A 13,843-nucleotide genomic window follows, 5' to 3' on the forward strand; every position below is an offset into this window, starting at 1 on the left:
CTACAAGTAAAGGAATATTTCTACTAGTTACGGCACATTTCTACTAGTTGCGGGAACATGCAAGTGCTTTGAAATGAATAAAAGTATTCTACTAGCTAGTAAAGGAAAACGACACATGCTCCAGGTCCTCACGGGCATTTTTCATGCGTAACCCCTGGCTATGCACCTGAGTTCCTGGTGGTGTTGAAGTTCCGCGCGGCAGCCGAAGGCGTGCTCGAAGCTATCGGGATGCTGCGTGGCATGAATGCCGAAAACGCTCGCAAGATACCCGCGGACGCGCCCATCGACTTCATCAAGAAGCGATGGGAGAAGCTGGTCTTCACAGAGGGCGGCGTGGACCGCCGTTATTACGAGCTGTGTGCGATGTCGGATCTCAAAAACGCCTTGCGCTCGGGCGATGTCTGGGTCGAGGGCTCGCGCCAGCATAAGGACTTCGACGAATATCTCGTCCCGGCCGAAAAGTTCATAACCCTCAAGACTGCCGGCAAACTACCCCTTTCCGTCGCTACTGACTGCGAGGAGTACCTGCACAAGCGACTGTCCCCGCTTGAGCAGCAGCTTGAGACAGTCAACATCCTGGCCTCCGCGAACCAGTTGCCCGATGCCAGCATCACCGATGCGGGTCTTAAGATCACGCCGCTCGATGCGGCAGTGCCAGAGGCAGCGCAGCAGTTGATCGATCAGACAGCAACGATGCTGCCGCATATCAAGATCACGGAGCTGCTACTGGAGGTCGATGCGTGGACCGGCTTCACAGATCACTTCACCCACCTCAAGACCGGCGAACTGGCCAAGGATAAATCTCTGCTGTTGACCGCAATTCTGGCCGATGCGATCAACCTCGGGCTCAGCAAAATGGCCGAATCCTGCCCGGGTACCACATACGCAAGGCTGTCCTGGCTGCAGGCCTGGCACATCCGCGACGAGACCTATTCGAAAGCTCTGGCCGAGCTGGTCAATGCCCAGGCCCGTCACCCGTTCGCCGCACACTGGGGCGACGGCACAACCTCGTCCTCCGACGGGCAGCGCTTCAAGGTGGGAGGCAAGGCCGAGAGCACCGGCCACATCAACCCGAAATACGGCGCGGAGGCGGGACGAACGTTCTACACCCACCTCTCCGATCAGTTCGCACCGTACCACGCAAAGGCCGTCAACGTGGGCGTCCGTGATGCCACCTACGTGCTCGATGGTCTGCTCTATCACGAGTCCGACTTGCGCATCGAGGAACACTACACTGACACGGCTGGCTTCACCGATCACGTCTTTGCCCTCATGCATCTGCTGGGCTTTCGCTTCGCGCCGCGGCTGCGCGATCTGGGGGAGACCAGACTCTACGTGCCAAAGCGTACCCCGGCATACACCGCCCTCAGACCCATGATCGGAGGCGTTCTACAGATCAGGAGCATTCGTGCCCACTGGGACGAAATTCTGCGTCTGGCCACCTCGATTAAGCAGGGCACGGTCACCGCTTCGCTGATGCTGCGCAAGCTCGGCAGCTATCCACGTCAGAACGGGCTTGCCGTAGCGCTGCGCGAACTCGGTCGTATCGAGCGCACACTGTTCATCCTGGATTGGCTGCAAAGCGTTGAGCTGCGAAGGCGTGTGCACACAGGCTTGAACAAGGGTGAAGCCCGCAATGCGCTCGCCCGAGCTGTATTCTTCTACCGCCTTGGCGAAATCCGCGACCGCAGCTTCGAGCAGCAGCAATATCGCGCCAGCGGGCTCACCCTGGCCACCGCTGCCATCGCCTTGTGGAACACGGTTTACCTCGAACGAGCCACCAACGCTCTACGCGAAAACGGGCATACCCCAGACCCGGCGCTCCGAAAGCATCTTTCCCCGCTTGGCTGGGAGCACGTCAATCTCACCGGCGACTACCAATGGCGCAACACCGCGAAACTCGGTAAAAGCAAATTCAGGCCTCTGCGTCAGCCTTAGCGTACGATCTGGTCCGTTTTCTGAAGGGACCCCTCCGAGATCGAGGATTCAGGTAAAATGCAACCTTGGTAGGATGCGACGAGCCGAGATCAGATAAGTTTGGCGGCGCCGCCGATTACGCCGCATGTCCATGACCAGGGACGGCACAGCCATGTTTGCTCCGAAGATCATGCCGCGCAATCCGACGCAGCGGCTTTCCAACCCGCCCGCGAAGGCTCTTCGCGACGACCGTCCAACAGAGGCTGCGAAGGTCAGTGGAGAAGCGCCGAGTACAGCGTGGGATTTCCGAAAGATCCCAGTTTTTCCACCCGACCCGGCAACCGGACCTCAAGCAGCATCCGCGCTGAGCACGAGCCCACTGCCAGGCATGATTGCATCGCCTCCCTGGGGCTTCGCCGGAATCTCGATCTTCGGCCCAAGGCAAGCGAGCGAATCTCCGTTGACTGGATTTGGTCACGGTTTCCGTCGTGTGCGAGTCTATCCCAACACACGCGGCAGCATCCAACCGAAGCTGAAGATGAGCGTCCCGGAGGACGTCTACGAGCAGGAGGCAGACAGTATTGCTGATCAGGTGATGGCCATGCGTGAGCAAGGAACCGAGCAATCGGGGGGGCTTCTGTCTCGGCAAGAGGAAGACATTAGAGGTAACTCGGTAACTTCTTCCATCACAGCTTTGGTGCCGCGGCCGGAGATTCCGGAGGAAAGGAAACGGGGAAAGGAGCAAGATGTTCATCAGTCACCTCTTCAGACGAACTCGTTGCACCAAGCAACCAAAGGTAACTTTGAGGTTACCGCGGGCATAGAAAATCGTCTAAAGCGCACCAAAGGCGCGGGGGCCCCCATCGGCAATGTGGTACGCGCATTTGTCGAGCCCCGTATGCAGTTTGATTTCAGCAAGGTTAGGGTTCATCTTGATAACGAAGCGACTCAGATGAACCAAGAGCTAGGCGCTCGCGCCTTTACGCACGGTAGAGATATATATTTTGGATCCGGCCAGTACGCACCTAACTCCAGGGAAGGCAGGCACCTTCTTATCCATGAATTGACCCACGTGGTGCAACAGGGAAGAGTCCAAGGTTCCCCTGCCTTGGTTCAACGAGAGTCAATATTCGAGTACGCTCGGGAGATGGCTGAGCAGCGTGGTATGCTACGCAACGCCGCTCTCGAGATGGCCAAGGGTGCGACCAAGACCGAGCGTGTGCTCGAGTTTATCGGCAAATGGGGTCGAAATGCCAGCCCCTTCAACATCGCGATGACTTACGTGAGACTGAACTGGGCTGGCATCTCCTACTGGAGCGACGTGCGTAAGGCAGCTAATGCAGGCCGGGCTCTACTGGGGCGAATCGATGGGCTTGAGGGCGGCGCGCGCGCTCTGAAGAAGGCCACAGAGGAGCAGTACAGCGCTGAATCCAAGCTACCCGCTTACCCTCTGCAAACCGCCGAAAAGGCCGGGCGGATGATGGTCACCAACGAGGAGCTCGAGTACGTGGAGAAATACTACAACACCGCGGCCAATATAGCCAACGACGCCATGGCAGCGGGCAGCGAGCTTAGTAAAGCGATCGCGGGCTGGGACGGGGTGGTCGAGCAGGCAAACCAAACCAAGGACTTCACGCGCGAATCTGCCTGGAATGCCATCAACGATCTCAACCGGCGCTTCAGCAACGAGGGCGGCAACTTTCGCGCCTACCTCGTCGATGCGCGCGACCGTGCCAACATGGTTGAGTCTTGGGCCCGGAGTAAACAGTTCCACGCCGCGGACATCCTGGGTAAGTGGACGCCCGAAGGGTATCAGCCGCCGTCAGGACCTCCTTAGAGTGGCTCTGGTGCAAATAGGGATGTCAGGCCGGTTAGAGTAGACCTTGGTGATGTGAGGTCTAACGAATGAGCAAGTTGAAGAGCCTGGAAGAGCTGTTTGCAGGAAGACAGTGCGGCGGGTCGTGCCCAGGGTGTCGAGGCCAAGGCGACAAGGCCGAGCGAGTGCGGGTCTCGGGCAGCGACACGGGCCGCGCGGAGGCACCGCCCTCGGTTCACGAAACCTTGCGATCGGCCGGTCGACCTCTCGACGGGGCGACTCGTTCTTTCATGGAACCGCGGTTCGGCCACGACTTTTCCCGGGTGCGGGTCCATTCCGGCTCGACCGCCGAGCGAATCGGCGCGGGATCTCAACGCGCACGCGTTCACGGTGGGAAACGAGATCGTGTTCGGGCCCGGGCGGTTCGCGCCGGAGACGCGGGAAGGGAAGTCGCTGCTGGCGCACGAGGCTGACCCACGTGATCCAGCAGACCGGCGCGACACCCGCCTCAGGCGTTGTGCAGCGGGCGCCGGACAAGCCGGCGGCGGAGAAGGAGAAGGCCCCGTTCCGGGATTGCACGGAGGCGACCACGATGAACAGCAACCCGCGACGCGCCCTGATCCAGGCTCTGGACCTCGCGCAGAGGTTCGTCAACGGGGCGATCGGGAAGCTGGAAATTGACCCGGAGGTCGAGTCGAAGGGCAGCTCTTACCGGGTCGCGCTCGAGAGACACTTCCTGAACCCGTCCAAGGCCCAGAGGATGGGTATCTTGAGTGTCTTCAAGGCGATCTACGAGAAGCTGAATCCGGAAACGTTCGCTGCGCCGCGAACAATCAAGAGCTGGCGACGTGCGCGCAGAATCTTGGGGGCGACATCACCGCCTTCATGAGGGATGGGGAATTCGTCCTTTGCTTCAACTTCTGGGTTGTCGGTTTTCCTTTACTAGTAGAAAATCGCTTTTTTGCTGCCAATCGTCACCCTTAACTAGTAGAAATCCTAATCCGGAACTAGTAGAAAAGGGCTGATACTAGTAGAAATCCACCGCATCGACCAGGTCGGGGCTCCAGCTTGCGGCGCGGTACTTGAAGGCTTGGTGGTCTTCGGAGCAGTGGAGCAACTTCATAGCCTTCCAAAATGTCCTTCCCCTGCCGCAATGCGACATTAGCTCCACGGCGATCCGGCGCGCATCCTGGGCCGGCCGCGTGAGCCTGCCGCGTCGAACTAGTCTGCCACAAGCCCGCGACAGTCCAGTCGAGCGACCTGATGGACGTCATCTCACTCCTGGCACAGTTATCGACGCTGATCGTCGTAGAAAGCGCACGAGCCGATGATGCGACGGCCATGCAGGTAAACGGTGACCCGTTCGTACAAGCTGCGTGTCCTTCATCTCGCGCTCCGAACGTCATGACGATGCAGGACTTCACTGTAACCTCACCCGGGTCCCCAGCCTCGTGCCGCTCGGCGGCTCGATCTGCGGCCGCTCAATGCTGGACCCCACGGAAAGTCGCGAAAAGCCTAACACACCGTCGATTCGGCCAGCGCTTACGAACAGGGCATCAAGCCGGCAAGGCACATTTGCTGTTGTTCTAAAGGACAGTTCATCATCATCTCTGCCAGTGCAGTGGCCTCACGATTTCTGGCTCTGGTCACCGCCGCCTTTTGATCCGATGATTGCTTGATGGCAACCATAATCATCCCTTCTATCACCAACACCGTTGCATATGCAGTGGCGGCTGCTGCCCACAGCGAAGCGGAAATGAAGCCTCCAATAAACGGAATAGCGGCTACAGCAACTGCGGCCGCGGTCAGAATCCCCCATGTGATTAATGCCCGATCAAGAATGCTACGTAGATTCGCCAACTCTTGATCAAGAGCGCGATCACGAGCCTCTTCATTGCACCGGACAGTTCTCGCTAGTTTGAGGTCCCGGCAAAAGTCTGCGCAGGCAGTTGGGGGTGGCGTAGTCGGACTAATGATTTGTCCTTCCGAGTGTCGACCGCCTTGAATAGCAGCTCCGATCCCCCACAGAACTGCAATTCCGATGATTACGCCCACCACGATCAACCCGGCCGTCGCATCCATAGCATTCTCCTTTTTGTTGACGAAATGAGTCGCGTTGTTCGTGCGCTGGTGGCGCTGCCACCTGCTGCCACGCAGCCCGTGCTTCGTATTGCATTCGTCGCCGGCGTTGAACTGGCCGCCTTCGTAAGCACACGGTTCTTTCTGTCTGACGCCCAACTGGTACTTATACGGACGGGATTAGCCGGTAAGCACGGCGTCGAGCTGATAGCCGCATACGAAAGCAACGGCAAGAATCACTGCCAAACCTCGTTTCATATATCCCCTTTGGAGAACGTTTCTCTACTAGGGCCGAAAGAAGAATGTAAGGAGCCTGAATTTCAGGGAGGTGGCAGCGAGTATCCCACAGAAGTTGCCCTGTGTCCAATGGAAAACCCGGCGTTGTTAGCGCCGGGCCGGGTAGAGTGCCTAACTGTGCAGGTGGGTTCGACGCTAGGAATTCATCCAACGGATGTCTGCCGGGCTTCGATCTTCTCCAGCCGCTTGTCGATGTCGAGCGCCGTCACTCTAAATACAGATATCAAGCCAATGCTGGTTGGCGTCACTCTGGTTGCAGAACCACCCGTAGCGATCAAAGTGAAACATTTCGGACTTACATCTCCGAGCACCGCATTGCAGGCATGTGCGCCGCCCCTCGAACCACTCGCTCAGGAACGTTGGCTTTAACCTACTGCTAGAAGCAAACGCGGGTACTTACTCATGTAATCTCCACATTAAATTTGGGGGAGGATGTCAGCGTAATTGTTAGCTTCCTTGCTGCGCAAGATGAAAGACTTTGCAGTGGACTGGGAAATGAAATGCTCAAGTGGGCAGCCATATATCGTTGGCTCTCAAGCGCCCTAAGAAAACCCGGCGTTGTGAGCGCCGGGCCCGGTAAGTTGCCTTATGCACAGTGAAACACCCACGGTAAGGATTCGTGTTGGATTGTTACAATCAACATTTAACGCCAGCTCACAGTCCACTGTTCGATCTTGCTCAACCCGCGTATCCCATAGTCCTGTCTTGCAAGCCCTCAAAGCATGGCTCTCCGGGAATCGCGCACTTTAGTTTTGCACCGATCTCTCATTACCTCAATTCCGCGCGGGAAAATAGGTCAAGCATTTTCGTCTCGGAGGGCGGTTGCAGGACGTTATTGGCAGCAAAATCCTGGGCTTGTGGATAGTCCGTGTCTCGAATTTGCTGGGCAGCCTTCGCGAGATCGTAGCGAGTATGGCGAAGTTGAACGTCCGGCCCAAGTAAGAGCCAATCTGCGCCGGGTTCTCCAAACGGCATTCCCACACTGCCGGCGTTCACAACTCGAACCGTTCCAACCATTCGGTCAAATTGCATGTGGGTATGACCGCAGACCACGGCAGATACATTGAGTGCTTCAAAGACCGGTAAGAGGCGCTGTTCAGGCGTCAGGCGCGTGAAAATCTCGTTTTCATTGCGTGGCGTCGCATGGCAAAACAGCACCTCGCCTATCCCGGGAATCCCGAGGGTTAATGTTTTAGGCCAGCCAGCCAATAACCCCTCGTATTCAGGACGAAGCTGTTGCGCCGTCCAGCGAATAAGGGGGCGATATTGCTCAGGCACAGTAGCTGGATCCTTCCGTGCAAGCTGTTCAAGCACAGCGATCTCACCGTTGCCATAGATAAAACTGCACAGGGATATCGAGGTCGAGCAAGTATGTGAGCGTTTCACGCGGCATCGGGCCCGGAAGCACATCGCCCCCGACCACCACGTGGTCTGCTCCTACCTGACGAATCTCTTCGAGCACAGCCTCAAGAACCGGGAGGTTTGCATGGATATCGTAGATGGCTGCGACCAGCATGAAGGACCTTTCTAAGTCTCTCTGGTTTCCACGTACATCTCAATACTTAAAAGGTAGAGCTATCGTAGAAGTGGTGAAAACGAACCTCATGAGTGACAGCAATCCTGACCGTCAAATCGACCGTTTGTGGCACAAGCTGGGAGGTGTGACAATTCAACGCGAATCCTTACCGTGGGTGAGTTTGGCCGCGGCTTTGACGCGACCAATCTTACGCGCATGATGAAGTTTGCGGAGTCGTTTCCGGACGAGGAGATTGTTGCGACGCTGTCGCAGCAATTGAGTTGGTCTCACTTCAGGGAACTGCTGCCGCTCGAGCAACCGCTACAGCGGGAATTTTATGCCGAGATGTGCCGGATGGAGGGCTGGAGTGTTCGAACCCTCAGGGGGCGAATCGATTCCATGCTCTACGAACGGACCGCACTCTCCCGAAAACCGGAAGAGCTCGCCAGGAAGGAGCTCGCGACCCTGAAGAGGAGGGGTGAGGTCGGTGCGGCCTTGGTCCTCAAAGATCCATACATTCTCGACTTCCTTGATCTGCAAGACCATTACATGGAGCGCGACTTTGAAGACGCTATCCTTCGGGAGTTGGAGATGTTCCTGCTGGAACTGGGTGCCGGTTTCTCCTTCATCGCTCGCCAGAAGCGCATTCAGCTCGACGGAGAAGGCTTCTGTAAGTTATGTGGAATCTGGGCAACCGCAAGTCTTTCCTGTTGGCCCCTCGCCGACGCTCGCTCCGCGTGAGCTGCGGCCATCCAGCCATCTGTTCTTCTGGAACCTCCAACAGGAGGTTCGTTTGTCTTCTGATTTTGTCGTCCACCCTATCCGCTGGGATCGATTCGTATTGGCCGCTGCCGATCCTCATGCCCGCGCCTGGCTTACTCTCCAGTCCCATCGCGGCCTGGCCCATAACACCCTCGATGCCTATTCACGCGCCTTAGAGCGCTACTTCCGCTTCCTTGCACAACTTCACTTCTCATGCGTATCGATCACACGCGCAGAGGTTGGACTCTACCTGGCCAGTTTGCAGGCCGATGGCGCCCGGCTCTCGAACGCTACGATGCAGCAGCTTTTAACGGTGGTGCGTCTGTTCCACGCATATCTGATGGAAGAAGGAGTGCGTGCCAACAACCCGGCAGCAACCAACCACGCTGGCAGGCCACTGATTACGCGGCATCACAAGCTGCCGTGGATTCCGAACGAAGACGATTGGCACTCGATCCTAGCCGCAGCCCGGCAGGAGCCGATCCGTAACCGCGTCATGCTGGCCTTCGCCTACGACGCTGGATTGCGGCGGGAAGAACTGTGCAGCCTCCGCAGTGACGACATCGATCCTTCGCGGCGCATGTTCAGGATTCGCGCGGAGACCACCAAGGGACGCCGCGAGCGCATCGTTCCATATTCGGCTTCCAGCAGCGAACTGCTCCATTGTTATCTCCTCCATCGACGCACATTGGGGCAGAGACGCGGACCGCTCTTTCTTTCGGAGTCCCGCCGTAATTACACCGAACCGATCTCCATCTGGAGTTGGTCGAAGGTGGTTCTCGAACTCGCGCGGCGCGCTCATATCGAGCGTTTTAGCACGCACACATTGCGCCATCTCTGTCTGACCGACCTTGCTCGCGCAGGCTGGGACATCCACGAGATTGCGGCATTCGCCGGCCATCGCAGCATTCAGACAACGCTGCTCTATATCCATCTGAGCGGCCGGGACCTGTCCGCGAAGCTCGCGGCAAGTATGGCCCAGATACACGCTCGTCGCATACAGATGCTCGCGGAGATGAACGTATGAACATGAAGCGGAAGCGAGGAGCCAGGGGGAACGGCAAGCCCTGCCGAACAACATCGGCCCATGGTTGGAGAGGTTGCCGGCCGAGAAGCGTGCCCAGCTCTTTCAGCGCGCAGCGCGTGCTCAGTGGGGTCCGGAGAAGCAGGAACCGAAGAAGGCCGATGACGGGCCTTGGGTCTGGCCGATAGATTTGGATCGTTATGATCGCTCCAGTGCGCTCACTCCGGTGGAAGAAGACATGCTGACGCGCTATGCCGAGGCCTATCGCTTTTATCGCTACGGTCGAACCATGGACTTCGGAGAGACGCTTGATCGGCTGGTGAAGCCTCTGAACGATGCGCTCGACTACACGGGCATCAGAACCCTCTTCCGCAAGTATGTGCTCCTGTACTTTCTCCGCGAGATGGCCGAACGCAAGCGTGCTTTCTGGGGTTGGACGACCGATGAGTGGATCGAGACTATTGAGCGCCAGAAAAAGGTGGAGTACCAGCACGTCATCGCAGTCGCGTACTTGCTCTGCGGATTCTCAGACCTCCATCGGCTCAGTAAAAATCACATCGTTTACGTCGTCCTGGCCCGCAAGGTCTTCGGTCGCGAGTACATGAAGGTCGTAGGAGACCGCGTGCAGAGTTTGCTGCGAGAGTGGGGCTATTTGAGAACAGGTACGCTGACCCTCGTCCTGCGCACCATTTTCGAGGGTCTGCTGTATAAACGCTCTCCACACCTCGATCAGCTGAAGATTGAGGACCTCCAGGAGGTGATCGCGCGCCGACCGCCGCGCACCGGAAGCTACTGCGTGGTCGCGCTGTCGCGTGTCTTGGCCAGCATGGGCACTGTTCCCGAAGCGATGGAGATCAAGCGCCCGGTTAAGGATAAAAAGCTGTCGCCTGCCCTCACCATCGGTGTACCAACCGAGTGGTGTCGGCTCAGCCGCCTCTGGTACGACCGAGCCACGTACTCGCTTAAGAACAGGAACAAGAGCTATTATTTCCTCCTCAACGTCGGCAGATGGCTCGGCAAGATGCATCCAGAGGTTAATTCGCCTGCGGATTGGACCAGGGCCCTCGCCGCGGAAGCGGTGTCGATCATTTGCCAGTGGCATGGAGGCGATTGGTGCAGCATCGACCCAGTTCATGTGAAGAGCCGCGGTCAGATCCTCGCTCCTAACACACGCGCCGGCCGCATTTCCATCTTGCGGGTTTTCTTTCGCGATCTGCAGGAGTGGGAGCTGATCCCGCGACGATTCGATCCGATGCGGAGCATGGTCACACCCAAGAGCCTGCTTGCGCTGATTGGCCCGAACCCGCGCGCCATCGCTGATGACGTGTGGGCCAAGCTCATGTGGGCAGGCCTTAACCTGACTGTCGATGATCTTCCGAAAAAAGGCGATATTCACCGTGTCCCGTTTCCATCAACCGCCTATCCGATTGAGATGACCAGAGCACTTGTCATCACCTGGCTGTTTGCTGGCCTTCGCCGTAACGAGATCGTTCGTCTGCGCGTTGGCTGCATTCGCTGGCAGAGGGATGATGTCACTGTGCCGGGCACCGGCGACTCCCTGCCTGCGGATGCCGTTTGCTTGCTCGATGTTCCCGTCAACAAGACCACTACCGCTTTCACCAAGCCTGTAGATCGGATTGTCGGAGAGGCCATCGCCGCGTGGGAAAAGGTGCGTCCACAAGGTGCAAAACTCCCCGACCCGAAGACTGGCGAACTGGTCGATTTTCTCTTTCTCATTCGCCTTACCAGGGTAGGAATGAACTATCTCAACAAGACGCTGATTCCGTCTCTCTGCAAGAAGGCCGGTGTCCCTCTCGCCGATGTGCGCGGCAACATCACCAGCCACCGCGCCAGGTCCACTATCGCTTCACAGCTCTACAACGCGCGTGAGCCGATGACGCTCTTCGAGTTGCAGGAATGGCTGGGCCACGCGACTCCAACAGCCACGCAGCACTACGCCAAGATTACTCCGCTAAAGGTCGCCAAGTCCTATGCCGATGCAGGCTACTTCGCCCGCAACCTTCGGGCCATAGAGGTTCTGGTTGATCAGGACGTGGTCCGAAGCGGGCTCGCTGCGACTGAGCCGTGGAAGTTTTATGACCTCGGCCACGGCTATTGCACCTACGACTTCTTTGAGCAGTGCCAGCATCGCATGGCCTGTGCGAAGTGCGATTTCTATATGCCGAAGGAGTCTACAGCGGCCCTGCTGCTGGAGGGCAAGACGAATCTGTTGCGTCTACTCCAGGAGATTCCACTGGGCGAGGCAGAGCAGGCAGCCGTCGAAGACGGTGTCGCTGCCTACGAAAATCTCCTGTCGAAATTGGGAGATGTGCCCACTCCGGCAGGGCCGACGCAGAAACAGATCGGTGCTAAGCTGGTGCAGATTACGTCGGTCAGACCTGCATTCCCAACGCTTTCAGACAGCACAGCATGAGGAGTATGAAGATGATCGCTCATAGCCCCGAACACGCAGTTGAGCTCTTGGATCGAGCGTTCAACGAAGGCGACATTGAAACAGTTCTTGGCTTTTACGAGGAAGCCGCAGTCGTCGTCACGGAGCCAGGTAAGTTGGCGAGGGGGACGCAGGAATTGAGAAGCTTTTTTGATCGTGTCATGCGATCTGGCTCCTCGGCGAAACAACTCAAAACCCACGTAATTGAAGCAGATGGCGTGGCACTGTTTTTGTCTCGTTGGACTCTCCATATAGGAAACGAAAGTTCAAATGCCGATGATCGGACCTTCATTGCGACAACTGTCTTTCGCAAGCAGTCGGACGGAGGTTGGAAGGCGTTGATTGATAATTCCCTTGGTCCGTTGGTTCTGGGATCTGATCCACCGGGACTTTGAGCCGGAAAAGAAAATGATACGGTCACGCGGAGCGAGCGTCGGCGAGGGGCCAACAGGAAAGACTTGCAAATTGCCCAGATTCCACATAATACATCGACCTGCTCTTCTATAACCGGAAGCTCAAGCGGTTGGTCGCTGTTGAGTTGAAGCAGGGCAGCTTCCGGCCAGAGTACAAGGGACAGATGGAACTCTATCTTCGTTGGCTGGCCAAGTACGAGAGCGAAGACGCTGAAGGCCAACCACTTGGAATCATCCTTTGCGCCGGTGCCAGCACCCGTCAGATCGAGCTCCTGGAGCTTGACGCAGCCGGCATACACGTTGCGGAGTACCTGACTGTTCTTCCACCTCAGGATGTTCTTGAACGCAAGCTGCAGGACGCCATCAGTGCTGCTCGCCTTCGATTCGAGACCAAACCTGTAACCGATACGTTGTGAACGCCTGTGTCTTCTTGGGACATTCCGCTTCATTGACGAGGAACTTGGAGAGCGCGGAATAACACTTCCTGGGTGTAGTCGATCAAAGTGCGCTCTGATAACTCTGCATCATGAGGCCACTGTGAAAATAGCATTGTTACTGACGCTTATCACCATCCCAGGAATAGGGCAGACTGTGACTTGTAGCGCTGACGTCGACAGGTCCTTGTGCAAGCAGATCAGTGACATGGGTCCGCTCTTTGCCCTCTCTGGAAACCGAAACGAACCACTTCGAATACAAGTGCTCGACCCAAAAGCTTATGAGCAAGCTGTTCAAGAAGTTGAAAAGAATTGCGTCTTGAGCCTGCCGGGAAGCAAGCGTCCTGGGTGCAACCTATTTGCCGGAGGTATATACGCTGACTCAGTACACTTTATAACTGTCGGGCTGCAGTAAAATCCCGGAATTACGCTATTCGACCTCATTTGCTGCAGTAAAATCCCGGAATTCGAAGCTGTTGATGTACTTTAATCCCGGACGAAAGAACGTGCTGCGGAACGGCGAAGATCGTGAGCGACTGCGTTCATGTTGATCGAGTGCCGACTTGAGACGCTGAGCTGAGCAGATTCGCCATCATGGCCGAGAACCGAAACTTTTGGGCTCGCGTCCCCGCTTGCCGGGAAGCAGAGAGGAGGTTTACGACCGCTGCCGGTAGCGCTTCAGGAGTTCGTAGACAACGCTACGTCCCAGGCCGAATTCCACCGCGGCCTCGTCCACGCGCTGCACACCGAGTTTTGATTGGACGGCCAAGGGGCCTATCACCGACTCTCGCTTCAGAGCCAGGAGCCAGTCCGCTTTCCCCTCAGCTTCCCAGTTGCGCCACTTTTGCATCTAAATCCCGGAAAAACCTTCACCTGAACTTCGTCCGGAATTTCAGTGCAACATTCCGGGATTTCAGTGCAATGAAACTGCAGTTAAATCCCGGAAACAGATTGATAACAAACAAGCATTATTCCGGGATTTGAGTACAGCGTGACACCCACGCGTCGATCAGGTCGGCTCTCTAGCGGGCGGCACGGGCCTTGAAGACCTTGCGGTCGACTAGTTTCTCCATCGCATCGGTTCGCTTAGCAGCTGTCTCCCAGCCGACGTCGGAAGCAGCTTTGCATCCAAC

Annotated in this window: 12 protein-coding genes and 3 pseudogenes; 11 read left to right on the forward strand and 4 right to left on the reverse strand. The window is 57.0% G+C overall.

Going from position 1 to position 13,843, the window contains the following annotated elements:
• Positions 1-159: 159 nt before the first annotated feature.
• From Q363_RS25920 to Q363_RS43140, 5 genes and pseudogenes are all read left to right on the forward strand, one after another.
• Positions 160-1,938 (forward strand): annotated as a pseudogene (locus tag Q363_RS25920) (Tn3 family transposase); the annotation flags it as partial.
• A gap of 517 nt (positions 1,939-2,455) precedes the next feature.
• Positions 2,456-3,754 carry an eCIS core domain-containing protein gene (locus tag Q363_RS36850; RefSeq protein WP_211256349.1) on the forward strand — a complete coding sequence of 433 codons (1,299 nt, stop codon included), beginning with the start codon at positions 2,456-2,458 and terminating at the stop codon, positions 3,752-3,754.
• Positions 3,755-3,822: 68 nt separating this feature from the next.
• Positions 3,823-4,074 (forward strand): annotated as a pseudogene (locus tag Q363_RS46845) (eCIS core domain-containing protein); the annotation flags it as partial.
• Positions 4,067-4,189 (forward strand): annotated as a pseudogene (locus Q363_RS46850) (eCIS core domain-containing protein); the annotation flags it as partial. The pseudogenes Q363_RS46845 and Q363_RS46850, both read left to right, overlap by 8 nt.
• Positions 4,190-4,211: 22 nt before the next feature.
• Entirely contained in the window at positions 4,212-4,622 is a 411-nt protein-coding gene (locus Q363_RS43140; RefSeq protein WP_035356597.1) for a hypothetical protein, read from the forward strand.
• A 653-nt stretch (positions 4,623-5,275) separates the two neighbouring features.
• Here the strand turns inward: Q363_RS43140 and Q363_RS42295 are convergent.
• Positions 5,276-5,815, reverse strand: coding sequence for a hypothetical protein (locus Q363_RS42295; protein ID WP_035356598.1), 540 nt, complete (start codon positions 5,813-5,815; stop codon positions 5,276-5,278).
• Positions 5,816-5,839: 24 nt separating this feature from the next.
• Between Q363_RS42295 and Q363_RS25940 the strand changes: the two genes are divergently transcribed.
• Entirely contained in the window at positions 5,840-6,478 is a 639-nt protein-coding gene (locus tag Q363_RS25940) for a hypothetical protein (protein ID WP_169747133.1), read from the forward strand.
• Between the two features lie 399 nt (positions 6,479-6,877).
• On the opposite strand, the gene Q363_RS25945 is transcribed toward Q363_RS25940, so the two are convergent.
• Together Q363_RS25945 and Q363_RS39135 are read right to left on the reverse strand one after the other, a co-directional pair.
• The gene (locus Q363_RS25945; protein ID WP_169747134.1) at positions 6,878-7,423 is read right to left on the reverse strand and encodes a metallophosphoesterase family protein; all 546 of its coding nucleotides are present in this window, start codon (positions 7,421-7,423) and stop codon (positions 6,878-6,880) included.
• A gap of 7 nt (positions 7,424-7,430) precedes the next feature.
• Complete coding sequence (locus Q363_RS39135) at positions 7,431-7,625, reverse strand: metallophosphoesterase family protein (RefSeq protein WP_051979340.1); 195 nt, start codon at positions 7,623-7,625, stop codon at positions 7,431-7,433.
• Between the two features lie 171 nt (positions 7,626-7,796).
• Here Q363_RS39135 and Q363_RS25950 point away from each other — a divergent pair, with 171 nt between their 5' ends.
• From Q363_RS25950 to Q363_RS25970, 5 genes are all read left to right on the forward strand, one after another.
• Positions 7,797-8,366 (forward strand): PDDEXK nuclease domain-containing protein, encoded by a 570-nt coding sequence (locus Q363_RS25950; protein WP_051979341.1) that lies wholly within the window; start codon positions 7,797-7,799, stop codon positions 8,364-8,366.
• A gap of 52 nt (positions 8,367-8,418) precedes the next feature.
• Positions 8,419-9,414: a tyrosine-type recombinase/integrase gene (locus Q363_RS25955; RefSeq protein ID WP_211256351.1), complete on the forward strand. Its 996-nt coding sequence runs from the start codon at positions 8,419-8,421 to the stop codon at positions 9,412-9,414.
• 73 nt (positions 9,415-9,487) lie between these two features.
• Complete coding sequence (locus Q363_RS43145) at positions 9,488-11,845, forward strand: tyrosine-type recombinase/integrase (RefSeq protein ID WP_051979342.1); 2,358 nt, start codon at positions 9,488-9,490, stop codon at positions 11,843-11,845.
• A gap of 5 nt (positions 11,846-11,850) precedes the next feature.
• Positions 11,851-12,258: a YybH family protein gene (locus tag Q363_RS25965; protein ID WP_035356601.1), complete on the forward strand. Its 408-nt coding sequence runs from the start codon at positions 11,851-11,853 to the stop codon at positions 12,256-12,258.
• Positions 12,259-12,356: 98 nt separating this feature from the next.
• On the forward strand, positions 12,357-12,692 hold the full coding sequence (locus Q363_RS25970) for a PDDEXK nuclease domain-containing protein (RefSeq protein ID WP_281176080.1): 336 nt from the start codon (positions 12,357-12,359) through the stop codon (positions 12,690-12,692).
• A 673-nt stretch (positions 12,693-13,365) separates the two neighbouring features.
• Here the strand turns inward: Q363_RS25970 and Q363_RS25980 are convergent.
• A complete protein-coding gene (locus tag Q363_RS25980) occupies positions 13,366-13,560 on the reverse strand; it encodes a helix-turn-helix domain-containing protein (RefSeq protein ID WP_035356603.1) in 195 nt (64 codons plus the stop codon).
• Between the last annotated feature and the right edge of the window lie 283 nt (positions 13,561-13,843).

Source organism: Edaphobacter aggregans DSM 19364 (genome assembly GCF_000745965.1).
Taxonomy (GTDB): Bacteria; Acidobacteriota; Terriglobia; order Terriglobales; family Acidobacteriaceae; genus Edaphobacter; species Edaphobacter aggregans.

What these genes read in the sequence shown, in the direction of transcription:
- Q363_RS36850 (WP_211256349.1), top strand. Translation starts at nt 2,456, where the DNA reads ATGAGCGTCCCGGAGGACGTCTACGAGCAGGAGGCAGACAGTATTGCT.
- Q363_RS42295 (WP_035356598.1), bottom strand. Translation starts at nt 5,815, where the DNA reads ATGGATGCGACGGCCGGGTTGATCGTGGTGGGCGTAATCATCGGAATT.
- Q363_RS25940 (WP_169747133.1), top strand. Translation starts at nt 5,840, where the DNA reads ATGAGTCGCGTTGTTCGTGCGCTGGTGGCGCTGCCACCTGCTGCCACG.
- Q363_RS39135 (WP_051979340.1), bottom strand. Translation starts at nt 7,625, where the DNA reads ATGCTGGTCGCAGCCATCTACGATATCCATGCAAACCTCCCGGTTCTT.
- Q363_RS25965 (WP_035356601.1), top strand. Translation starts at nt 11,851, where the DNA reads ATGAAGATGATCGCTCATAGCCCCGAACACGCAGTTGAGCTCTTGGAT.
- Q363_RS25980 (WP_035356603.1), bottom strand. Translation starts at nt 13,560, where the DNA reads ATGCAAAAGTGGCGCAACTGGGAAGCTGAGGGGAAAGCGGACTGGCTC.